General features: G+C 72.8%; 11 protein-coding genes and 1 riboswitch. Of the genes, 3 read left to right on the top strand and 8 right to left on the bottom strand.

All coding sequences use genetic code 11. The features are described 5' to 3' along the window. Window positions 1–13: 13 nt before the first annotated feature. A complete protein-coding gene (gene pdxR, locus ACIPWA_RS02030; RefSeq protein WP_400287880.1) occupies window positions 14–1,618 on the bottom strand; it encodes a MocR-like pyridoxine biosynthesis transcription factor PdxR in 1,605 nt (534 codons plus the stop codon). Window positions 1,619–1,698: 80 nt separating this feature from the next. Here pdxR and ACIPWA_RS02025 point away from each other — a divergent pair, with 80 nt between their 5' ends. After that, window positions 1,699–2,682 (top strand): aldo/keto reductase, encoded by a 984-nt coding sequence (locus ACIPWA_RS02025; RefSeq protein WP_400287879.1) that lies wholly within the window; start codon window positions 1,699–1,701, stop codon window positions 2,680–2,682. An 89-nt stretch (window positions 2,683–2,771) separates the two neighbouring features. Here ACIPWA_RS02025 and pulA read toward each other — a convergent pair whose 3' ends face one another. The 4 genes from pulA to ACIPWA_RS02005 form a co-directional block, all read right to left on the bottom strand. Then, on the bottom strand, window positions 2,772–8,942 hold the full coding sequence (pulA, locus tag ACIPWA_RS02020; RefSeq protein WP_400287878.1) for a pullulanase-type alpha-1,6-glucosidase: 6,171 nt from the start codon (window positions 8,940–8,942) through the stop codon (window positions 2,772–2,774). Window positions 8,943–9,208: 266 nt separating this feature from the next. Further along, window positions 9,209–12,859 (bottom strand): ATP-binding cassette domain-containing protein, encoded by a 3,651-nt coding sequence (locus tag ACIPWA_RS02015; RefSeq protein WP_400287877.1) that lies wholly within the window; start codon window positions 12,857–12,859, stop codon window positions 9,209–9,211. A gap of 136 nt (window positions 12,860–12,995) precedes the next feature. After that, window positions 12,996–13,982 carry a malate dehydrogenase gene (locus ACIPWA_RS02010; protein ID WP_400287876.1) on the bottom strand — a complete coding sequence of 329 codons (987 nt, stop codon included), beginning with the start codon at window positions 13,980–13,982 and terminating at the stop codon, window positions 12,996–12,998. Window positions 13,983–14,194: 212 nt separating this feature from the next. After that, window positions 14,195–15,412: an NADP-dependent isocitrate dehydrogenase gene (locus tag ACIPWA_RS02005; protein WP_400287875.1), complete on the bottom strand. Its 1,218-nt coding sequence runs from the start codon at window positions 15,410–15,412 to the stop codon at window positions 14,195–14,197. A 393-nt stretch (window positions 15,413–15,805) separates the two neighbouring features. Between ACIPWA_RS02005 and ACIPWA_RS02000 the strand changes: the two genes are divergently transcribed. Then, window positions 15,806–16,870 (top strand): aquaporin, encoded by a 1,065-nt coding sequence (locus ACIPWA_RS02000; RefSeq protein ID WP_400287874.1) that lies wholly within the window; start codon window positions 15,806–15,808, stop codon window positions 16,868–16,870. 65 nt (window positions 16,871–16,935) lie between these two features. Here the strand turns inward: ACIPWA_RS02000 and ACIPWA_RS01995 are convergent, their stop codons facing one another. Further along, the gene (locus tag ACIPWA_RS01995) at window positions 16,936–17,418 is read right to left on the bottom strand and encodes a DUF3017 domain-containing protein (RefSeq protein ID WP_400287873.1); all 483 of its coding nucleotides are present in this window, start codon (window positions 17,416–17,418) and stop codon (window positions 16,936–16,938) included. A gap of 51 nt (window positions 17,419–17,469) precedes the next feature. Here ACIPWA_RS01995 and ACIPWA_RS01990 point away from each other — a divergent pair, with 51 nt between their 5' ends. Continuing rightward, window positions 17,470–18,879, top strand: a complete 1,410-nt coding sequence (locus tag ACIPWA_RS01990) for an NAD(P)/FAD-dependent oxidoreductase (protein WP_400287872.1) — start codon at window positions 17,470–17,472, stop codon at window positions 18,877–18,879. A gap of 28 nt (window positions 18,880–18,907) precedes the next feature. On the opposite strand, the gene ACIPWA_RS01985 is transcribed toward ACIPWA_RS01990, so the two are convergent. Together ACIPWA_RS01985 and purH are read right to left on the bottom strand one after the other, a co-directional pair. Then, complete coding sequence (locus tag ACIPWA_RS01985) at window positions 18,908–20,374, bottom strand: SulP family inorganic anion transporter (protein WP_400287871.1); 1,467 nt, start codon at window positions 20,372–20,374, stop codon at window positions 18,908–18,910. Between the two features lie 131 nt (window positions 20,375–20,505). Then, a complete protein-coding gene (gene purH, locus ACIPWA_RS01980; RefSeq protein ID WP_400287870.1) occupies window positions 20,506–22,176 on the bottom strand; it encodes a bifunctional phosphoribosylaminoimidazolecarboxamide formyltransferase/IMP cyclohydrolase in 1,671 nt (556 codons plus the stop codon). 48 nt (window positions 22,177–22,224) lie between these two features. After that, a riboswitch (ZMP/ZTP riboswitch) is annotated at window positions 22,225–22,312 on the bottom strand. Window positions 22,313–22,772 lie beyond the last annotated feature (460 nt).

Here is a 22,772-nt window from a genome sequence, read left to right as displayed (position 1 = left end):
GGGGGAACGCACCCTAGGGCCTCGCGGCCCGCACCGCGGCCGCGAGCCGCGCCACCGCCTCCTCGACACGGGCGTCCGCGAGGTTGCCGTATCCGACGACGAGCCGGTCGCGCTCGCCCTCGCGCGCGGGCGCGGCCGTCGCCCGGTACCGCTCGATCGCCGCGACCGACACCTCGCGCAGCGCCGCCTCGCGCACCACGTCCGCGGCCACGACGCCTGGCGGGAGCTCGACCACGGCGTGCATGCCCGCGGCGATCCCCGTGACGTTCGCCCCCGGCAGCGCGGCACCGAGCGCGGCGACCAGCGCTTCGCGGCGGCGCCTGAACCGTCCCCGCGAGGCGCGCAGATGCCGCTCGTACGCTCCCGAGACCAGGAACCGGGTGAGCGTGAGCTGATCGATCGTTGACGGACCGGCCCCTCCCCGGTCGACGACCTTGCCGAGCCACCCGGGCGGCAGGACGGCCCACCCCAGCCCGAACCCGGGGGACATCGTCTTGCTGAGCGAGCCCAGGAGCATGACACGGTCGGGCGCGAGCCCCTGCACGGCCGCGACGGGCCGCCGGTCGTAGCGGAACTCGGCGTCGTAGTCGTCCTCGACGAGCACGCCGTCGACGTCCCGCGCCCAGCGCACGAGCGCCTCGCGGCGCCCCGGGGAGAGCGCGGAGCCCGTGGGGAACTGGTGCGCGGGAGTCACGAGCGCGGCCCGCGCCCCGGTCCGGCGCGACGCGGCGAGGAGCGCCTCGACGTCGATCCCGTCGTCGTCGACCAGGACGGGCACGGGCGTGAGCCCGGCGGCCGCGGCGGTCTCGCGCAGACGCGACCAGCTCGGGTCCTCGACGAGGAGGGCCCGGTGCCCTGCCCGGTGCAGCGCGGCGGCGATCCGCCGCATCGCGTCGTCCGCGCCGTGGGTCACGACGACGTCGCCCGCCCCTGCCCGCACGTGCCGGGCGCGGGCGAGGTAGGCCGCGAGCGCCGCCCGGGTCGTGTGGTGACCGGTCGGGTCGGGCGCGGCGAGGTCGGCGTCGGGAGCCACGGCGAGGGCTTCGCGCAGCGCGCGGACCCAGGCCGTGCGCGGTACGTGCCGCAGGTCGGGCACGCCGGGTGCCAGGTCGAGGCGGGCTCGTGGGACGGGAACGCCTTCCGCGCCCGACGACGTTGCTCCCGTCCCGGCGCCGGCTGCGGACAGGGGATCGGCCAGGCCGCCCGGGAGGTCGGGACGGCCGGCACGGCGGTGGGGCTCGACGGGCCCCTGCACGGCGGCCCGCGGCGGAGGGGCGGTCCCGGCCGCGAGCGGCACCCTCGTGCCCGACCCGGTCCGGGACTCGAGGAAGCCCTCGGCGACGAGCTGGCCGTAGGCCTCGGTCACGACCCAGCGCGAGACGCCGAGCGTCTCGGCGAGAACCCGGCTCGGCGGCAGGGCTGCTCCGGGCGGGACCCTTCCCGAGAGGACGGCGACCCGCACCGCGGCGCCGAGCCGGGCGTGGAGCGGTTCCGGCCCGTCGCCCAGGTCGAGGATCGTCTCCCAGGCGAGCGCCGCCGTCGGGCCTGCGCCAGTGCTCCGCGAGACCGTGGTCCTCGGGGCGCGACCGGGCGGCAGATTGGTCTGGTCCGATGCCATGTCAATGGACCGTACACCCAGGCCGCTCGGCTCCTAGCGTGGAGAGCGTCAACCCGCCGCACCCCTCATGGGAGACCACGATGCGCTACCGCACCCTCGGCGACGGCCGCACGTCGTTCGACGTCAGCACGCTCTGCCTCGGCACCATGCTCATGGGCACCAGGACGGACGAGGAGACCTCGTTCGCCATCCTCGACCGCTACCTCGAGGCCGGAGGGACCTTCCTCGACACGGCCAACAACTACAGCCTCTGGGCCGGAGGGCACGGGCGCGACAGCGAGGACCTGCTCGCTCGCTGGCTCGTGAGCCGCGGCGTGCGCGACCAGGTCCGCATCGCGACCAAGCTCGGCGCGGCCCAGAAGGACCGCACGCTGCCCCTGTCCAGCACTCCCCCGACCAACTACCAGGGCCTGGCCGCGGAGACGATCACCTGGGAGGCGCACGAGAGTCTGCGACACCTCGGGGTCGACCACCTGGACGTGCTCTACGGGCACGTCGACGACCTCGACACCCCGCTCGCGGAGACCGTCGGGACGTTCGGCAAGCTCCAGGCCGAGGGGGTCGTGGGGATCTCGGGGATCTCGAACGTCGCGCTGTGGCGCGTGGTCGAGGCGCGCGAGGAGGCGCTGCGGCAGGGGGTCGCGCCCTACGGGGTGGTCCAGGAGCAGCTGAGCTACCTCTACCCGACTCCCGACCCCGACCGGCACAACTGGGCGTCGCCCGAGCTGCTCGACTACGCGCGCTCGACCGGGAGCGACGAGCGCCCCCCGCTCGCGGTCACGGCCTACTCCCCGCTCCTGCAGGGCGCCATGGTGCGCGACGACAAGGAGCTGTGGGAGGGCTACGGGCACCCGACCTCGCTCGAGCGGCGGCGCGTGCTGCACGAGGTCGCGCGGCAGGTCGGCGCGACGCCGAACCAGGTCGCGCTCGCATGGCTGCTCGGCGGTCCCGTGCCGGTGATCCCCGTGATCGGACCCAGCAACCTCGCCCAGCTCGACGAGCTGCTCGGCGCGGCGGACCTGGGCCTCGACCCGGAGGTCCGGGCGCGTCTCGACGCGGTCTGACCTGCGCGACACCGCTGAGTGCGGAGCAGTTGCACCGTACGCCAGGCGTGGGATGCAACTACTCCGCACTCAGCGGATCTGTGGGGAGGCTAGGAGCAGTCGCGTGCCCCGTACGACACGTCGTAGACCGTCCGGACCTCCTTGCCGCCGATCGTCGCCGTGCCCGTGACCTTCGACGTCGCGGCGGGGATCTGCGCCTGACGCGTCGCGAACGTCTGCTGGGCGCTCTTGCCGGGCAGGACCCCCGTGAAGGTCTTGGTGCCGAACGGCGTCTCGACCGTGACCGCGGCCGGGACCGGTCCCGCGTTCACCGCGACGACCGTCACGGTCGCCCGTCCCGCGACGCACTGGGTGCGCGCCGAGGTCGTGAGCTCGACCTTCCCGGCCCTCGGCTCGACGAGCACCGCGACCGAGCGCGCCGGGACGGTGACCGTCCCGGTCGCCGTGTCCCACGTGGTCGTCTTGACGACGGGGTCGGCCCCGTCGGCCTGGACGGGTGAGAGCGCGTACTCGCGTCCCGCCAGCCCCGCGACCGTCTGCGTGACCGGCTCGGGCGAGGCGTTGAAGACGACGAGCGCGCCGTCGAGCTCCTTGTCCGTGTCCGGGCCCACCGTGTCGTCGATGCTCATGACGATCACACCGGGCGTCTGGCCGGTCCCCGCGTCGGGGAACGTGACCTTCTGGTTGATGAGGTCCGCGCTGCCCAGGCGGAACAGGTCCGTCGAGGAGCGCAGCCGCAGCAGGTCGGCCGCGTCGGCCGACGCCGTCGCGATGTCCTGCTCGCCGGGCTTGAGCGCAGGGTTGGCGAGCAGGGGCGCCATGAGCGGCCACTTCTCGCCGTTGTCGGCCTCGAGCGGCAGCCCCTTGCCGAACCCGTTGTCGGTCCCGGTCCAGTCGATCGCGTTGTACCAGTCGCCCGAGTCGTAGCTGTTGCGGTCGAGCGACTTGGAACGCAGCAGGTCGGTGCCCGCATGCCACAGCGAAGGCGTCTGCGAGAGGGCCGTGGTGGCGAGCGAGACGTTGTTCATGCGCACCCGGTCGGCCATCGACGTGTCCGCCGGCAGCTTGAGGGTCAGCAGGTCGAACAGCGTCTCGTTGTCGTGCGCGTCGACGTAGCTGATGATCTCCTCGGGCGAGTCCGCGTAGCCCGCGGGCGCACCCCGGTAGTCGATCTGGTCGCCGCGCAGCGCCTCGCCGGTCGACGTCGTGAACGTGAAGCTGCGCAGGTTGCCCGCGAGGCCCAGGCGGACCAGGTCCGTCTCGTGGCCCAGCGCTGCGAGCTCGTCGGCCGAGCCGTCGTTCACGGTCCCCGGCTCCCCCGCCCGGGCAGGCTGCCCGTTCGGGTCGGTCGCGAGGCCCGTGCCGAACCCCTGCGTGAAGGTCGAGGCCCCGTCGACGGGAGACCCGCCGTGGACCGCGTCGCGCAGGCGGTCGGAGAACGTCCCGATGCCCGTGCCGCCGAGCTGGCCCTGCGTGGCCTGCTCGAACAGCGCGTTGTCGGCGACCTCCCCGAAGTTCCAGCCCTCGCCGTACAGGTACACGGCCTTGCCGTCCACGCCGTCCTTCGTCAGCGTGAGCTCGTCGAGCGCGGCCCGGACGTCGAGCATGTTCTGCTTCGAGTGGTGCCCCATGAGGTCGAAGCGGAAGCCGTCGACCTTGTAGTCGCGGGCCCACGTGACGACCGAGTCGACCATGAGCTTGCCGGTCATGGCGTGCTCGGTCGCGAGGTTCTGGCAGCACGTGCTGGTCTCGACCGCGCCGGTCGTCGTGTCCTGACGGTGGTAGTAGCCGGGTACGACCTTGTCCAGGACGCTCTTGGCGTCCTGACCGCTGGCCGCGGTGTGGTTGAACACCTGGTCGAGCACGACCTGGAGGCCGGTCTGGTGCAGGGACCCGACCATGGTCCGGAACTCCGCGGCACGCGCCGAGCCCTCGGCGTCGACGGCGTACGAGCCCTCCGCCGTCGAGAAGTGCAGCGGGTCGTAGCCCCAGTTGAAGCCGTCCGTGCCCTGGATCGCGGCCACGGCCGCCTGCTGCTCGGTGCCGTCCGCGGCGAAGCCGCTCAGGTCACCGGTCACCGACTGCTCTGCCCGGTCCTCTTCAATCGTCGCGATGTCGAACGTCGGCAGCAGGTGCACCGTCGTCAGGCCGGCGTCGGCCAGCTCGGCGAGGTGCGTCATGCCGGCCGAGGCCTTCTCACCGAACGCGAGGTAGGTACCACGCTTGGCCACCGGCACCGTGGTGTCGGCGATCGAGAAGTCCCGCACGTGCAGCTCGTAGATCGTCTGGTCGACGGCCCGCTCCACGACGGGAGCCGGCGTGTCCTTCCAGACCTTCGGCTGGGTGTCCTTCGCGTCGAGGTCGACGACGACCGAGTGCGTCGAGTTGAGCGTGAGCCCCAGCGAGTACGGGTCGGTCACGACGTTGGTCTCGACCTTGCCGGTCGACGGGACGAAGACCTCGACCTCGTAGAGGTACCGAGCACCGACCCAGCCGAACTTCTTGTCGGCGTCCTTGCCGTCGACCGTCCACGTCCCGTCCGACTGACGCTCGGCGGGGAACCGCCGGGCGTCCTCGTTCTTCAGGTCTGCGGCGTCGCCGGTACCGGGCCACGCGAGGAGCGTGACCTTCTTGGCCGTGGGTGCCCACAGCGCGAACGACGCCCACTTGCCGTTGGTGTAGATGCTCGCACCGAGCGTACGGTCCGCGGCGCCCTCGGCGAACAGGTCGTCCAGGACTCCGGGGAGCTGGACGCCGGTCGCCGCGGTGAGCGGAGCGTCTGCCGCGGTGCCGCCCCGCTGGGCGAGGAGGAGCTGCCCCGTGAGCGCGGCGGTCGCCGCGTCCACGGAGATCGGCTCGCCGTCGGCGTCCGTGACCCGCAGGGCCACCGCGTCGGCGAGGGCCGGGAAGTCCGCCGCGACGTCGTCGGGCAGGCCGGCCGGGTCGTAGGCCAACCCCAGGGTCGACGCCCCCTCCGGGGCGACTACTGCGCCGTCGGCGACGCTCAGGCCGCCCGTGGGCGCCGTGTGGAGCGTCCAGCCCAGCGTCGCCGGGTCGGCACCCGCGAGAAGCTCGCGCGGCCAGGCGACCAGGTCCTTGCCCACCCAGTGCGCGGCCTGCTGGCCCGTCCCGGGCAGCGGCGGGTCCGCGACCTCGATCGTGAGCACGTGCGTCGCGAGGACGTAGGAGAACGTGACGGACTTGCCCTCGGACGCGCTGAACGAGTAGTTCTGACCGTCCTTGACGCCGCCGACGCCGTAGTTCTCGGCCCAGCTCAGACCGTGCGCGACCTTGCCCTCATACGCGCCCGTGGCGAGCGCGGACGTCGTGAGCGTGTAGACCCCGTCACCGTCAGGGTCACGGAGCCACGAGCCCAGGCAGTCCGGAGACCAGGCGGCCGAGCAGCCGAGCTGGTCCTGGAACGAGCCCGCGACCGTGACGATCGGGCCCTGCGCGGTGCTCGAGAAGTCGTGCGAGACCGGGTCCCAGTAGAACGTCACGGGGCCACCCGCGGTCGTGTACGTCGCGTTGGCACCGTCCTTCGCACCGCCGACACCGTAGTTGAGGTCCCAGGACCCGTTGATCGCGACCTTGTACTCGTAGGTACCCGCCGGGATGTCGAACGTGCCCGCGTAGACGCCGTCGGCACGCTTGGTGAGCTTGGCCGCCTCGCAGCCGGGGGCCCAGTCGCCCGCGCAACCCATCTCGGAGTTGTGGCTCCCGGCGACCGTCACGAGGTCGATGTCCGTCGGAGGTTCGACGTCCTCGTCACCGCTCACGGAGTTGCCCACGCTCGCGAACGTCGAGGCCGCGGCGCGGTCGCCGTCGGCGTCGACCGTCACGGCGCGGTACTCGACGAGCGTGCCCTTGGCCAGGTCGCTCACGTCGTGGAAGACGCGCGGCGAGGTGTCCTCGGCCGTGCCGAGACCCTGCCACTCGTCCGACCCGACGACGCGCCAGGCGAAGCTGGTCTCGGACCACGCGGCGTCGTCGACGTCCGCGGCGACCGGGGCGACCCCGGTGAGGCCCGCCCCCGCGGCCGGTACGGCCACCGAGACGTCCCCCGTGGACTCGACGCCCACGGTGCGGTCCGCCTTGAGCACGACCGAGCCGAGGGCCGGGACCGTGAGCGAGACGGTGCCGTCGGTACCGGCCGTGACCGCGTCGCCGCCGCCGTAGAGCGGCGCGTACGTCGCGCCGGGCGTGAGCGTGGTGAAGCTGACCGTCTTGGCCGCGGCCGAGTTGTTCAGCCCCACGAGGTGCTCGATCTTCTCGGTGCGGTCCACGCGCGAGAACGCGTAGACGCCCGCGCCCGAGTCCGTGTAGCGCTCGATCTGGGCGCCCTGCGCGAGCGCCGGGTTCTCGGAGCGCAGCGCGGAGAGCTCGGCGATGTGGGTGTAGAGCGGCGACGTGGTGTCGTAGCGGTCCTGGCTGCCGGCGGTCTCGCCCGTGATCAGCTTCTGGTCCGCGTACTCGTCGACCTGGGTCGCGAACAGCGACTGCCGCGCGTTCTTGTCCTTGCCGTCGCCCGCACCCGCGAAGCCCTGCTCGTCGCCGTAGTAGACGACCGGCTGGCCGCGCGTGAGGTACATGAGGTCGTGCGCGAGCTCGTCACGACGCTGCGCGTCGCCCGTGGTCTGCAGCAGGTACCCGATGCGGCCCATGTCGTGGTTGCCGAGGAACGTGGGCAGCGCCGACGCCGAGGAGTCTGGCGTCGTGTACATGTCGTCGCTCGCGAAGAGCTGGGACAGCCCCTTGGCGCTGTTGCCGCTCGCGAAGCTCGCGGCCGAGGACTGGAACGCGAAGTCGAGAACGGAGTTCATGTCCGTCTTGCGCACGTAGGGCGAGAGCTTGGCGGCGTCGGCGTCGTAGATCTCGCCGAACATGAAGAAGTCGTCCTTGCCCTTCGAGTGGGCGTAGTCGAGGACCTCGGTCGTCCAGGTCTCCCAGAACTCGAAGTTGACGTGCTTGACCGTGTCGATGCGGAAGCCGTCGATACCGAGGTCGACCCAGCCCTGGTAGACGTCGACGAACCCGTCGACGACGCGCGGGTTCTCGGTCATGAGGTCGTCCAGGCCGTCGAAGTCGCCGTAGGTCACGGACTCGCCGGACCACGTCGAGTTGCCGCGGTTGTGGTAGAGCGTCGTGTCGTTGAGCCACGCGGGGACCTTGGCGTCCTTCGCGTCCTCGGCCACCACGGGCGTGTAGGGGAACGACGTCGCGGCGTCCATCGCGGGGAACGTGTCCTTGCCCGCGTGGTCGGCCGGGTCGAACGCGGTGCCTGCGGCGTCCTTGTACGGCGAGGTCGCCTGGTCGACGTACGAGTACTGCTTCTGCTCGTTGTCGATCAGGTCGGCCGTGTGGTTGGTGATGATGTCGAAGTAGACCTTGATGCCCTTGGCGTGGGCCTCGTCGATCAGTGCCTCGAGCTCGGCGTTGGTGCCGAGGTGCGGGTCGATCTGCGTGAAGTCGGTGACCCAGTAGCCGTGGTAGCCCGCCGAGGCGTTCTCCCCCTCGCCCTGGACCGGGTTGTTCTTGAACGACGGGGTCAGCCAGATCGCGGTGGTCCCGAGCCCGTCGATGTAGTCGAGCTGGTCGCGCAGGCCCTGGATGTCGCCACCCTGGTAGAAACCCTTGTCCGTGGGGTCGTAGCCCGAGTGCAGCGCGCCACCCTCGATGCCGGCCTCGTTGTTGGTCGGGTCGCCGTCCGCGAAGCGGTCGGTCATGACGAAGTAGAACTGCTCGTCCGAGCCCGCCTGCCGGACCGGCGGGGTCACGATCGGCGCGTCGGTCGCCTCGTCGTAGGCTCCCCCGAGCCCGACGGGCGCGAGCGAGACGCGCTTGGCGACGTCGTCGAACGTGAAGCGCAGCGTCGTGGGACCGCCGACGACGAGCGGGATGTTGTCCGCCCCGCCGTTCAGGCCGTAGGCCTCGTCCCACGTATCGTTCACAGCGACCTTGTACTCGTAGGTGCCCGCGGGCACCGTGAAGTCGGCCGCGTAGAGGCCGTCGGTGCCGGTCGGTGCGAGCTCGGTCGCCGCGCAGGCCGGGTCCCAGTCGGCTGCGCAGCCGGCCTCGTCCTGGAGGCTGCCGACGAGCGCGAAGGTGCGAGCTGCGTCCGTCGCGGTTGCCGCGGGGCCGGTCGCCGCGTTGGCGACGGCCGTGAAGCCTGTCAGCCCGGTGAGCCCGACGGACAGCGCCGCGAGGGACGCTGTGGCGCGGCGCGGTCTGGACGACCGCCTGGGGCGGGGTGATGCCATGAGGACTCCCTTGTCGACCGGGGAGTCGGACGTGCGTACGCACCGCCGGGTGACCGAGCCCCTGCGCTCCACGTGGTCTCCCGAGCCGGGCGCTCCCCGACGCCGGCTGACCCAGACTGTAGTCGTTGCTGAAAGTTGCAGCAAGGGTGCAACCGCATGTCGGCACGCCGAACCCGTGGCCTCCACGACGGGGACGACCCTGGACAGCACGAAGCCCGGCCCGGAAGCGTGATCGCTGCCCGGCCGGGCCACGGTTCTCGATGACGTCAGCCCGCGAGGTGGCTCCAGCGTGGCGCCAGGTCGCTCCAGGGCCCGACCTCCGCGACGGCACCCTCGTGGAGCACCACGACGCGGTCCGCGCGGGCCAGCGCCGCACGCTTCGAGGTCGAACCGATCACCGTGGTCCCCCGCTCACGGAGCGACGACCACAGCTCGATCTCCGTCGCGGCGTCGAGAGCGCTCGACACGTCGTCGGCCAGGAGCAGCTCCGCGTCGGTCGCGAGCGCGCGGGCGAGCGCGAGCCGCTGCACCTGGCCGCCCGAGAGACGGACCCCTCGGTGCCCCACGAGCGCCTCGTGACCGCCCGCCTCGACCACGTCGCGTTCGAGGCGCGCGGCCGCGACCGGGCCGTGGACCTCGCGCTCGTGCCCGAGCCGCACGTTGTCCGCGAACGTCCCCGACAGGACGCGCGGGACCTGCGCGACGTGCGCGACCTGCCCCGGGCGCAGGAAGGTCTGGGCGTCCTCGACGTCCGTCCCGTTCCACCGGATGTCGCCCGTGTGCTCCATGAGCCCCGCGAGCGCCGCGAGCAGGCTCGACTTGCCCGACCCGACCTGGCCGAGCAGGAGGACGAGCTCGCCGCGCTCCACGCTCAGGTCGACGCCGTGCACGCCGATCGTGCCGTCGTCGTGCAGCGCGCTCACCCCCGCGAGCTCCAGGAGCTCGAGCGCCTGACGCGGGCCCGGGGCGGGCGTGGGCGCCTCGCCCGTGAGGAGGTCGACCCCGCGAGGCAGGTCCATGAGGTCCGCCCCGGCCGCGAAGCGGCTCGTCGCACGCTGCCACGAACGAGTCCCGGGAGCCTCCGTCACGACCGCCCCGGCGACGACCCCGAACCAGCCGAAGCCGTTGACCGCGTTCGCGACCAGGAGCGCGGTCGCGAGGTCCCACGTCCCGGTGAGGAGCCCGGCCCAGGCCGCGACGACGCCGAGCTGGATCATGACGAGCGGCACGCCGTCGAGCGCGGCCTGCACGCGGTGCTCGAAGACCGCTGCGCGCACGCGGCCCGCGTCGACCTCGTGCAGGTGCGCGTGCACCTGGGGCGTCCGGGCGGCGAGCTTGACCGAGCGCGCCGAGTCGAGCGCCGAGACCAGGGCCCGCCCGAACCGGGCGCGCGCGGCCGACGATCGCGTCGCCGAGCGGCCCGCGATGGGACGCCCGAGCGTCGACGCGGCGGCCGAGACGACCATGACCGCGAGCAGCACGGCCCCGGCGAGCCACGACCGGCTCAGCAGCGCCGTGACACCGGCGATGACGAGGCCGTTGACGAGGTCCACCCAGCGGTCGGCGTACCGCACGAACCGGTCGGCGTCCATGGCGCGCGCCACGACCTCGCCCGGGGGTGTGGCCGAGAGCCGGTGCTGGCGCGTCTGGCCCGTCATGACCGACATGCGCACTCGCAGCAGGACCTCGATCCACCAGCGGGGGTAGACGTACAGGGCCCGTGCGAGGCACAGGGGCGCGACCACCAGGAGCACCGCGAACGGGACGAGCAGCGCCGCGGGGAAGCCCTCGTCGAGCCCCTGGACCGCGTGGCCCCAGAGGAAGCCGGTCACTGCCCCCTGCGCCGACACGAGGCTCGCCACCAGGAACAGCACGGCTCCCACGACACCCCACGCCGGCCGCACGAACAGCGCGTGCAGCACGCCGCGCGCGAGGCTGGGGCCTTCGCCCGGGTCCGCCAGGGTCGGCGGGACGCCGCGCCGACGCCGGCCGCCGACGGCCTCGTCCGACGAGCCGGGCACCCCGTCCGCCCCGGACGTCTCGGCGACCGCCTCGACCACGGCCGAGACCACCTCGCCGTCCGCGCCGGCAGGGGCGAGCCCGACGGCCCCAGCGTCCTCGCGACCCTCGCTCCCCCGGTCGACGAGCGCGACGTCCGGTGAGCCCCCCTGCGCGACGCTCGCCTCCAGCAGGTCGCGATAGGGGCCCGCGACGCGCGCGAGCGTGGCCCGCACACCCTGCTGGACGACGCGACCCCGGTCGAGCACCGCGATCAGTCCGGCGCGCTCGATCGTCGTGAGCCGGTGCGCGACGAGCACGCCCGTGCGCCCCGCGAGCAACCGCTCCGACGCCGACACGACGCGGGCCTCGGTCAGGGGGTCCATGCGTGCCGTGGCCTCGTCGAGGACCACGACCTGGACGTCCCGCACGAGCAGGCGGGCGAACGCGACGAGCTGCTCCTCGCCCGCCGACAGCGACGTCCCGCCCGGTCCGAGCAACGTGTCCAGACCGTCCGGCAGGCCGGCGACCCACTCGTCGAGACGCAGCTCGCGCACCGCGTCCTCGATGGCCGACCGCGGCACGTCGGCGAAGAGCGCGACGTTCTCCGCGAGCGTGCCCGCGAGGATCTCGGTCCGCTGGGTCACGACCCCGACCGCGGCGCGCAGCGCCTGCAGGTCGAGGTCTCGCACGTCCACGCCGCCGAGGAGCACCGCGCCCCGGGGCGGCTCGACCGCCCGCGACAGCAGCGACGCGAGCGTCGACTTGCCCGAGCCCGTGCGGCCCACGAGCGCCACGGTCGCGCCCGCGGGCACGTGCAGGCTCACGCCGGCCAGGGCGAAGGTGCCCTCGGCGTACGAGAAGTGCAGGTCCCGGAGCTCGATGCCTACGGGCCCGTCCGGGACGGGGCGCCCGCCCGCCGGCTCGGGCGGGACCGAGAGCATCTGGCGGATGCGCGTGAGCGCCCCGAGCCCCTCCTGGATGTCCGGGAGGTGGTGGACCAGGTTGTCGGTCTGACCCACGAACATCGAGGTGACCAGGAACAGGGTGACGAGCCGGTCGACGCCCAGCTCGCCGTCCGCGGCGAGCGCGGCCCCCGCGACGGCCACGCCCGCGAGCAGCGACGCGAGCACGAGCCCGGCCCGGCGGAGCATGCGCGACTCGACCGACAGGACCGCCTCGAAGCGTCGGTGGACCTGGGCCGACCGCTCGGCGAGCCGTCGCACCGCGAACGACTGGCCCAGGCTCGTGCGCAGGTCGTCGCGTGCCGCGACCGCCTCCTCGAACACGGCCGCATGGTCCGTCCAGGCCGCTTCCTCGACCACCTTGCGGCGCGCGATCTCGCCGAGCATGGGGCGCACGATCAGCGCGGCGACCAGTCCGAGCACGGGGAAGAGGATCCAGGCGGGCCACCAGGTCAACCCGGCGACGATCCACATGGGAATCACGCCGACGAGCGTGCGGCCCGCTCCCCAGGCCTGGCGGCGCACGAGCGTGCCGACCGCGTGGGTGTCGTCGTCGACCCGGTCGAGCACCTCGCCCACGGCCTGCTCGGTGAGCGTGGCGAGCGGCTGGTGCAGCGCCGCGGCGAGCAGGTCGCCGCGCAGTCGGCCCTCGGCCCGGTCCACGACCCCGGCCCAGACGACCTGGCCGATCGTGTCGAGCAGCGCCGCGCTGACGATGCACACGGCCAGGAGCTGGAGCGTGGCCGTCGTCGGGTCCGCTGCGAGCCATCCTGCGACGACCGTGCCGAACGCAGCGCCGACCGCCCCGACGGTCAGCGCGGCGAGCGCGAAGACGGCCTGCGGCCCGCGCAGCCGCCGCCAGTCCAGGCGGCGGGCGGGGTCCGTCGAGGTGACGGAGAGGGAGGAAGGAGCGGGGTCTGGGCCGGTCGGAGAGCCGGTGGGTGCATCGGTCATGGCCAGCCGATCCTATGGCGGGGGTACGACGTGCACGCAGGCATTTTCCGGCCCCACGGACCCGCCGGACCGGCCAGCAGGGACCCGCCGCGCAGAGAGCCGACGCCCGGTGCTCCCGGGCGCCGACCCTCGTCGCTCAGATGAGGCCGAGGCCCCGCACCGCGTCGCGCTCCTCGACGAGCTCGGCGACCGAGGCGTCGATCCGCTCGCGCGAGAAGTCCGAGATCTCGAGCCCCTGGACGATCTCCCACGTCCCGCCCCGCGAGACCACGGGGAACGAAGCCATGAGGCCCTCGGGGACGCCGTACGACCCGTCGGACACGATGCCCGCGCTCGTCCAGTCGCCCTCGGGCGTGCCGTTGACCCAGTCGAACACGTGGTCGATCGCGGCGTTCGCGGCCGAGGCGGCCGACGACGCGCCCCGCGCGTCAATGATCGCGGCGCCGCGCTTGGCGACGGTCGGGATGAACTCGCCCGTGAGCCAGGCGGAGTCGGCTGCGAGCTCGGCGCCCGGGCGGCCCGCGACGTCGGCATGGAAGATGTCCGGGTACTGCGTGGCCGAGTGGTTGCCCCAGATGCTGACCTTACGGACCTCGGCGACGGGCACGCCCGCGCGCTTGGCGACCTGCGTCAGCGCCCGGTTGTGGTCGAGCCGCGTCATGGCCGTGAAGCGGTCCTTCGGCACGTCGGGCGCGTTCGACGCCGCGATGAGCGCGTTGGTGTTCGCCGGGTTCCCGACGACGAGCACGCGGATGTCGTCGGCCGCACCGGCGTTGATCGCCTCGCCCTGGGGCTTGAAGATGCCACCGTTCGCCTCGAGGAGGTCACCGCGCTCCATGCCCGGACCGCGGGGACGCGCACCCACGAGCAGGCCGACGTTGGCCCCCTCGAAACCGGCGCGCGGGTCGTCGAAGATGTCGATCCCGGCGAGCAGCGGGAAGGCGCAGTCGTCGAGCTCCATCGCGGTGCCTTCTGCGGCCTTCACCCCCTGGGGGATCTCGAGGAGTCGCAGGCGGACGGGCACGTCCGGTCCGAGGAGCTGGCCTGCGGCGATGCGGAACAGCAGGGCGTAACCGATCTGACCAGCGGCTCCGGTCACGGTCACGTTCACGGGAGTTGTCATGTCCACACTCTGTCACAACGTCCGGGCGCTCCCCAGGGGTACTCGCACGCCCTGCGGATGGGGCGTCCGTCACACCCCTGAGCGCCCTGCGCGCGGGACGCGCGGGCCGGTCCCGGGCCCCTGCGCTGCCCGTTCCTCGGGCGTCGCGAACGCCCGACGGCGCCGCTCACCCCGGGAGGTGAGCGGCGCCGTCGGGCGTGCGGGGACGAGGATCAGGCCAGGCGTGCGGCCAGGTTCTCGTCGAGCGCCGCGAGGAAGTCCTCGGTCGTCAGCCATTCCTGGTCCGGGCCGACCAGGAGCGCGAGGTCCTTGGTCATCTTGCCGGACTCGACGGTCTTGATGACGACGTCCTCGAGCGTCTCGGCGAACGCCGTGACCTCGGGGGTGCCGTCGATCTTGCCGCGGTGCATGAGGCCACGGGTCCAGGCGAAGATCGACGCGATCGGGTTGGTCGACGTCGGCTTGCCCTGCTGGTGCTGGCGGTAGTGACGCGTCACGGTGCCGTGCGCGGCCTCGGCCTCGACGGTCTTGCCGTCGGGGGTCATGAGGACCGACGTCATGAGGCCGAGCGAGCCGAAGCCCTGCGCGACGGTGTCGGACTGGACGTCGCCGTCGTAGTTCTTGCAGGCCCAGACGTAGCCGCCCTCCCACTTCATGGCCGAGGCGACCATGTCGTCGATGAGGCGGTGCTCGTACGTGAGGCCCTTCTCGGCGAACGCCTCGGCGAACTCGGCGTCGAAGACCTCCTGGAACAGGTCCTTGAACTGGCCGTCGTAGGCCTTGAGGATCGTGTTCTTGGTCGACAGGTACACCGGGTAGTTCCGCTGCAGGCCGTACGCGAACGAGGCGCGCGCGAAGTCCTTGATCGAGTCGTTGAAGTTGTACATGCCCATGGCCACGCCGCCGTCGTCACCGTACGTGACGACCTCGGTCTTGATCTCTTCGGAGCCGTCGGCAGGCGTGTAGGTGAGCGTCAGGGTGCCGGCACCGGGGACCTTGAAGTTGGTCGCCTTGTACTGGTCGCCGTGCGCGTGACGGCCGATGATGATCGGCTTGTTCCAGCCCGGCACCAGGCGCGGGATGTTGGAGATGATGATGGGCTCGCGGAAGACGACGCCACCGAGGATGTTGCGGATGGTCCCGTTCGGGGAGACCCACATCTTCTTCAGGCCGAACTCCTCGACGCGTGCCTCGTCGGGGGTGATGGTCGCGCACTTGACGCCCACGTTGTACTGCTTGATCGCGTTCGCGGCGTCGATCGTCACCTGGTCGTCGGTGGCGTCGCGGTTCTCGATCGACAGGTCGTAGTACTTGAGGTCGATGTCGAGGTAGGGGTAGATGAGGCGGTCCTTGATGAACTGCCAGATGATGCGCGTCATCTCGTCACCGTCGAGCTCGACGACCGGATTGACGACCTTGATCTTGCCCATGCGGGGGTAACTCCAACTCTGCGAGGGGAACCTGAGGCCGCCCGCTGCCGCCCGGCGGGTGCCGGGGCTCCGCGCGCGAACCGTCGATGCTGACCGCCGACCAGGGTACTCGACTTCTCGACATCAAGATACTTTCCGCTCGGGCCCGCGGGGGTGCGCGCGGGCCCCCGGGAGCCTCAGCCCCCTGCCCGACGGCGGTTCGCGCCCTCGCGCCTTCGGCCCGCCCTCTGGCGCACTCGAGTTCAGCAGGTGAGACTGGTCACGTTCTCATCAGCGAACTCCCAGAGATCGGTGGCAGGATGCCACCGAGATGCCGGTTCTGCACCGACGTCGGCTGTTCATCCCGAAGGTCCGGCCTTCCCGGACTCCTCACGCACACGAGACAGGAACATCATGTCCCAGGACACTTCAGCACCCGACGCAGTGGTCGTCGAAGAGGCGACGGTCGTCGTCGGGCCCAGCCTGCTCGCCCGGCTCGGCGCCGAAGCCTTCGGTACGTTCTTCCTCGTCCTCTCGATCCTCGGGGTCGCGCTCTACGGCCGCTTCACGGGCGCCGGGCTGGTCCTGCCGGTCGCGCTCGCGGGCGGCATCGCGCTCCTCGCGGCGATCGCGGCCGTGGGCCACGTGTCGGGCGGGCACTTCAACCCGGCCGTGACGCTCGGCGCCGCGATCGGTGGGCGTACCGCATGGCGCGACGTCCTCCCCTACTGGCTCGCCCAGATCGTCGGCGGCATCATCGCCTCGCTGATCCTCTTCGCGACGCTCCCCAGCGCAGCGCTCCCGATCCTCCAGCAGAACCAGGTGATCGCCGACGCGACCAAGCAGGCCTTCATCTCCGGCACGGCCAACGGGTTCGGCGAGCACTCGCCCCTCGCGGCGAGCACCGGCGGCGCGTTCTCGTTCGAGTGGTTCTCGGCGTTCCTCGTCGAGGTCGTCGTCACGGCCATCTTCGTCGGCGTGATCCTCGGCGTCACCGACAAGCGCTCCAACTCGAAGCTCGCACCGACCGCGATCGGCCTGTCGCTCGCAGCCCTGCTCCTCATCGCTGCGCCGTTCACCAACGGTTCGCTCAACCCGGCGCGCTCGATCGCAGCAGCGATCTTCTCCGACTCGTGGGCCCTGAGCCAGCTCTGGCTCTTCATCGTCGCCCCGCTCGTCGGCGCGGCCATCGCGGCCCTGTTCTACCGCGCGTTCGCCTTCGCCCCGGTCCAGGACGACCTCCTGGCCGAGGACGAGGTCTTCGTGGTCGAGGAGGAGACCGACCTGACCGGCACCCCCGCCGCGACCGCCGCCGTGGTCGCCGAGGAGGCGGCCTCGCCCGCCGTCGAGGTTCCCGAGGCCGTGGAGACCGTCGAGGTCACCGAGGTCGAGGTCACCGAGGTCACCGAGACCGAGGTCCCCGAGGCCGGAACCGGCAAGGACTCGACGGACGAGGACGGCACGGCCCCCAAGGCCTGACCCGAACCACCGCCCGCACGACGAGGCCCGGTCCGCCGCAGCGGACCGGGCCTCGTCGTCTCGTCTCAGATGTTGGGGACCGTGACCGCGAGGGCACCCATCACGGTGGCGGTCGCGAGGTACATGATCACGTCGGTCCAGCGGGTGCGGACCGTCAGCCCCACGGGTCCGGGGCCGGGCAGGAACGCGCGGACCCCCGCACCGACGACCAGGATCCCGACGATGACGAAGACCCCTGCCCGGGCGCCGGCCAGCAGCGTCACCGCGACCGCGAGCAGGACGCCCGCGAACACGAGCCACATCGCCAGGTTTCTCTGGGGCGCCGGCGTGACGACCACGGTCGTCTGCTCCGCAGGCTGCACTCCCCCCGCACCGTTCCCGGCGCTCACCCGGGGGATGCCCGCGAGCGGCCCGACGGGGAGCGGTCGTTCCTCGTCCGACGCCTCGGGCGCACCGTCGAGACGGTGCCACGCAGGGGCGGCGGCCGGCCGATGCTGCGTCGAGGGGTCGTTGTGCGGTCCGCGCCCACGCGCGGTGACGTCGCTCACGCTGCCCACCAGTTCACGGTTCCGAGCCTACCGCCGACTACGGTGGTGACCGTGCCCTCACCAGTCACCACCGATGTCCTGCCGCACTCCCGGCGCCCTGCGGCCGGGTCCGTCGTCGTCGTGGGCGCGGGCCTCGCCGGCGCGCAGACCGTCGCCGCGCTGCGGACCCACGGCTTCACGGGGCGCGTGACGCTGCTCGGCGCGGAGGGAGTCCCTCCCTACGACCGCCCACCCTTGTCCAAGGAGCTCCTGTCCCGGCCCGGGCCCGCCTGGCTGACCGGGGAGATCGGGGTCGACGTCAGCACGCTCGCCGACGAGCTGCTGCTCGACGACCCGGCGGTCGACCTCGAGCCCGGCACCGAGGAGGTCGCGGTCACGACCCGGTCGGGTCGGCGCGTCACGGCCGACGTCGCGGTCCTCGCCCTGGGCTCCGAGCCCGTGCGCCCGCCCGGCTGGGAGGCCGCGCTCACGCTGCACACGGCCGACGACGCCGCGCGCCTGCGCGAGCGGCTCACGCCCGGCACGCGCCTGGTCTCGATCGGCGCGGGCTGGATCGGCGCGGAGGTCGCCGGGGTCGCCGCGAAGGCCGGCTGCGACGTCACGGTGCTCGAGGCCGCGCAGACCCCGCTCGAGCGACAGCTCGGCGCCGAGGTCGGCGCCCACCTGGTCCACTGGTACGCCGACGCCGGCGCGCGCCTCCTCACCGGCGCGCAGGTCACCGAGGTGGGAGCCCGGGCCGTGGTGCTCGCCGACGGGTCGCGGGTCGAGGGCGACCTCGTGCTCGCGGCTGTCGGCGCACGCCCCGCGACCGCATGGCTCAAGGGCACGCTCCCGCTCGACCCGCGCGGCTCGATCCGCGTCAACAGCGCGGGGCGGGTGGCTCCCCCGACCGTCGCGTCGCCGTCGGGCACCTCGGGGCACCTGCCCCTCAAGGCGCTGCGGCGCCTGTACGCGGTCGGGGACTGCGCGACGCGCGACAACGCGGTGTTCGGCCCCGTGCCCGGCGGGCACTGGTCCGCCGCGCTGCACGACCCCGAACCGACCGTCCGCGCCCTCCTGGGCGTCGACGAGATGCCCGCCGAGCCCCAGCCCGTCCGCGAGCTGCTCGGGCTCGCCCCGGTCCCCCAGCACGCGCCGTACGTCTTCTCGCAGCAGCTCGGGCACGACATCGCGCTGTTCGGCACACCCTCGCCCTTCCACGAGGTCGTCTACCGCGGCGACCCGAGCGGCGGCGGGTCGGGCCACGAGGGCTGGATCGCGCTGTACCTCGAGACCGTCGCGGGCGCGCACCGCACCAACGCCGAAGGGCACCGGCTCGCGACCGTGCGCGCGGTCCTCGTGGTCGACTCCCCGCGCGAGGTGGGCCAGGTGCGCAAGCTCATGAACCGCGACGTGGCGCTGCACGTCGACGTCGAGGTCGCGACGGACCCGTCGCGCAGGCTGCGCGACGCGGTCGTCTGACGGAGCGGCGGCCGCAGGTGCCAGGCTCTCAGCCCAGGCGACCGCCGAGCCGCGCGTGCCGCCGGGCGCTGTCCTCGTTGAGCCCCACGAGGGTCAGGTTCTTGCCGAGCGACGCGTACCTGGTGCTGACCGCGTCGAGCGTCGCGACGCTCGACGCGTCCCACACGTGCGCGCCGCTCAGGTCGATCGTGACGTCGTCCGGGTCGGTCGCGTACGCGAACTGGTGCACCAGGTCGTTCGACGACGCGAAGAACAGGGCGCCCGTCACGCGGTAGGTGCGCTCGCCGTCGGGCCCGTCCTCGCTCGTGACCTGCGTCAGGTGCGCGACCCTCCGCGCGAACGCGATCATCGCGACCAGGACGCCGCTCACCACGCCGAACGCGAGGTTGTGCGTCACGACCGTCACGACGACCGTGACGAGCATGACGGCCGTCTCGCTCCAGGGCATGCGCCGCAGCGTGCTGGGCCGGACCGAGTGCCAGTCGAACGTCGCGACGCACACCATGAGCATGACCGCGACGAGCGCTGCCATGGGGATGAGGGCCACCAGGTCGCCCAGGGCCACGACGAGCACCAGGAGGAAGACCCCGGCCAGGAACGTCGACAACCGGGTGCGCGCGCCCGAGACCTTGACGTTGATCATGGTCTGCCCGATCATCGCGCAGCCACCCATGCCGCCGAAGAGACCCGTGACGATGTTCGCACCGCCCTGCCCCCAGGCCTCGCGCGTCCTGCTCGACCCCGTGTCGGTGATCTCGTCGACGAGCTTGGCCGTCATGAGCGACTCGAGCAGCCCGACGAGCGCCATGCCCAGCGCGTAGGGCGCGATGGTGCGCAGCGTCTCGAGGGTCCAGGGGACGTCGGGCCAGAAGAGCGACGGCAACGAGTCGGGCAGCGCGCCCTGGTCGCCGACCGTCGGGACGTGCGCCCCGGACAGGACCACCGCGGCCGTGAGGGCGACGATCGCGACCAGCGGGGCGGGGACGACCGTCGTCCATCGCGGGAGCCCGACGATGATCGCGATCCCCGCCGCGACCAGCGGGTAGACGAGCCACGGGACGGCGACGAGCTGCGGGAGCTGGGCCAGCGCCACGAGGATCGCGAGCGCGTTGACGAACCCGACCATGACCGAGCGGGGGATGAACCGCAGCAGCCTCACGACCCCGAGCAGGGCCAGCACCATCTGGATCATCCCCGCGAGCAGGACCGTCGCGACGAGGTGGTCGAACCCGTGCTCGCGCATCACCGGCGCGATCACGAGGGCCACGGCCCCGGTCGCGGCCGAGATCATCGCGGGGCGCCCGCCCAGGAACGCGATGGACACCGCCATGGTGAACGACGCGAAGAGCCCCACGCGCGGGTCCACGCCCGCGATGATCGAGAACGAGATCGCCTCGGGGATCAGGGCCAGCGCGACGACGAGGCCGCCCAGGACCTCGGTGCGCAGGAGCCGGGGCGAACGCAGCGCAGCGACGACGGTGAGGGGGGTGCTCATGACGGACTCCTGGGGGTGTGGGGCGATCGAGCTGCCCCTCCGGGAGTCGAACGGTGCGGTGTCGCTGCACGGCCGCGCGGTCGCCGCGCCCGGTCAGGGCCCGACGACCGCGTGGTCGTCAACGGGACGGGTCAGTGCGCGAAGTGGCGCGTGCCCGTCAGGTACAGCGTGACGCCTGCGGCCTGCGCGGCCGCGATGACCTCGTCGTCACGGACCGAGCCCCCGGGCTGCACGACGGCCTTGACGCCCGCGTCGAGCAGGACCTGCAGGCCGTCGGCGAAGGGGAAGAACGCGTCGGACGCTGCGACCGAGCCGCGCGCACGCTCCTCGCCCTCGGCACCGAGCGTGTTGGCGCGCTCGACCGACAGGCGGCACGAGTCGACGCGGTTGACCTGGCCCATGCCGATGCCGACCGCGGCTCCACCCTTGGCGAGCAGGATCGCGTTCGACTTCGCGGCACGCACCGCACGCCACGCGAAAGCGAGGTCCGCGAGCGTCTCGGCGTCGGCGGCCTCGCCCGTCGCGAGGGTCCACGACTCGGGGCTGTCGCCACCGTTCTCGGTCGCGGCGTCCAGGCGGTCGACCTGCTGCATGAGCAGACCACCCGAGATGGGGCGGATCTCGACGCCGGCGCTCGGGGCGCCGTCGACCTGGAGCAGACGGATGTTCTTCTTGCGCGAGAGGATCTCGAGCGCCTCGGGCTCGTAGCCCGGGGCCACGACGACCTCGGTGAAGACTCCAGCGATCTGCTCGGCCGCAGCCGCGGTCACCACGGCGTTGGTCGCGATGACCCCGCCGAACGCGGAGACCGGGTCGGTCGCGTGCGCCTTGGCGTGCGCGTCTGCCACGTCGGTGCCGACCGCGACGCCGCACGGGTTGGCGTGCTTGATGATCGCGACCGTCGGGGCGTCGCCGTGGTCGTGCGCGGCGCGCCACGCGGCGTCCGCGTCGACGTAGTTGTTGTAGCTCATGGCCTTGCCGTGGAGCTGGGTCGCCTGCGCGAGGCCCGAGGCGCCGTGCCCGTTGGTGTAGAGCGCGGCGCGCTGGTGCGGGTTCTCGCCGTAGCGCAGCACGTCGGAGCGGTCCCAGGTGGCGCCGACCCATGCGGGGAAGCCGGTCGAGACCGGGCCCGCCTCGGTCTGGAGCGTGTCCGTGGGCGCGACGACGCTGCTCATCCAGGACGCCACCGCGACGTCGTAGGTCGCGGTGTGCACGAACGCCTGCGCCGCGAGGAGCTTGCGCTGCGCGTACGTGAAGCCGCCCGCCTGGACCGCGGCGATCACGTCGCCGTAGGCGGCCGGGTCGACGACGACGGCCACGCTCGGGTGGTTCTTCGCCGCGGCGCGGACCATCGAGGGGCCGCCGATGTCGATCTGCTCGATCACGGCGTCCGGACCGGCGCCCGACGCGACCGTGTCCGCGAACGGGTACAGGTTGACGACCACGAGCTCGAACGGTGCGATCTCGAGCTGAGCAAGCTGCTCGAGGTGGTCCGCCTTGCGGGTGTCCGCGAGGATCCCGGCGTGCACACGCGGGTGCAGCGTCTTGACGCGACCCTCGAGGCACTCGGGGAAGCCCGTGAGCTCCTCGACCTTGGTCACGGGGATGCCGGCGGCGGCGACGGTTGACGCGGTCGAGCCGGTCGAGACGAGCTCGACGCCCGCGGCGTGCAGAGCCGTGGCGAGCTCGACCAGGCCGGTCTTGTCGTAGACGCTCAGCAGTGCGCGGCGCACGGGACGCTGGGCGTCGTCGGCGATCTGGACGGTGCCGGAGGCGGGGGAGGCAGGGGAACTTGCGGACATCGGAGTGCTCCTGTGGGTCGTCAGCGGGTCGCGGGAAGATACCGGTCACCCAGGCGCCCAGGCGGACGACGCACCAACAGGTCGATCGGACGCTCCCCGGTGGTCGTTCCCACCCTCGCCAGTCGCGGCCGCCTCCGATCTTACCGTGCCCGGTTCGCGGCGGGCTGGGGGGCGGGTGGGCGGCGCGGGGCGGAGCGGGGCTGGGTGGGTGGTGCGGCGCCGCGCGGAGCGGGCAGGGCGGCATGCCGCGTCGGCCCGACGGCGCCACACGCCTCAGGCGTCCGGGTCCCCTCCGGTCGCCGCCCGCGAGATGCGGCTCGTGGGGGTCGGAATCCGCGTTTCGACCCCCGCTGGCCGCATCTCGACGGAACGCACGCTCCCGAGCGGACGAGGCAGGCGGGGGTACCGCCAGGTCGGCCCGACGGCGCCACACGCCTCGGGCATCCGGGTCCCCCACGGTCTCCGCCCGCGAGATGCGGCTCATGGGGGCCGGAAACCGCATTTCGACCCCCGCTGGCCGCATCTCGACGGAACGCACGCTCCCGAGCGGACGAGGCAGGCGGGGGTACCGCCAGGTCGGCCCGACGGCGCCACAC

Origin of the sequence: Oerskovia enterophila (genome assembly GCF_044748475.1) — a bacterium.
In the GTDB taxonomy this organism is placed as follows: Bacteria; Actinomycetota; Actinomycetes; order Actinomycetales; family Cellulomonadaceae; genus Oerskovia; species Oerskovia enterophila.
Note: the sequence above shows the minus strand (reverse complement) of the source record. Positions and strands in the feature narration are given on the sequence as shown.

Coding starts and splice junctions, on each gene's coding strand:
- pdxR (WP_400287880.1), bottom strand. CDS start 1,618: ATGGCATCGGACCAGACCAATCTGCCGCCCGGTCGCGCCCCGAGGACC.
- ACIPWA_RS02025 (WP_400287879.1), top strand. CDS start 1,699: ATGCGCTACCGCACCCTCGGCGACGGCCGCACGTCGTTCGACGTCAGC.
- pulA (WP_400287878.1), bottom strand. CDS start 8,942: ATGGCATCACCCCGCCCCAGGCGGTCGTCCAGACCGCGCCGCGCCACA.
- ACIPWA_RS02015 (WP_400287877.1), bottom strand. CDS start 12,859: ATGACCGATGCACCCACCGGCTCTCCGACCGGCCCAGACCCCGCTCCT.
- ACIPWA_RS02010 (WP_400287876.1), bottom strand. CDS start 13,982: ATGACAACTCCCGTGAACGTGACCGTGACCGGAGCCGCTGGTCAGATC.
- ACIPWA_RS02005 (WP_400287875.1), bottom strand. CDS start 15,412: ATGGGCAAGATCAAGGTCGTCAATCCGGTCGTCGAGCTCGACGGTGAC.
- ACIPWA_RS02000 (WP_400287874.1), top strand. CDS start 15,806: ATGTCCCAGGACACTTCAGCACCCGACGCAGTGGTCGTCGAAGAGGCG.
- ACIPWA_RS01985 (WP_400287871.1), bottom strand. CDS start 20,374: ATGAGCACCCCCCTCACCGTCGTCGCTGCGCTGCGTTCGCCCCGGCTC.
- purH (WP_400287870.1), bottom strand. CDS start 22,176: ATGTCCGCAAGTTCCCCTGCCTCCCCCGCCTCCGGCACCGTCCAGATC.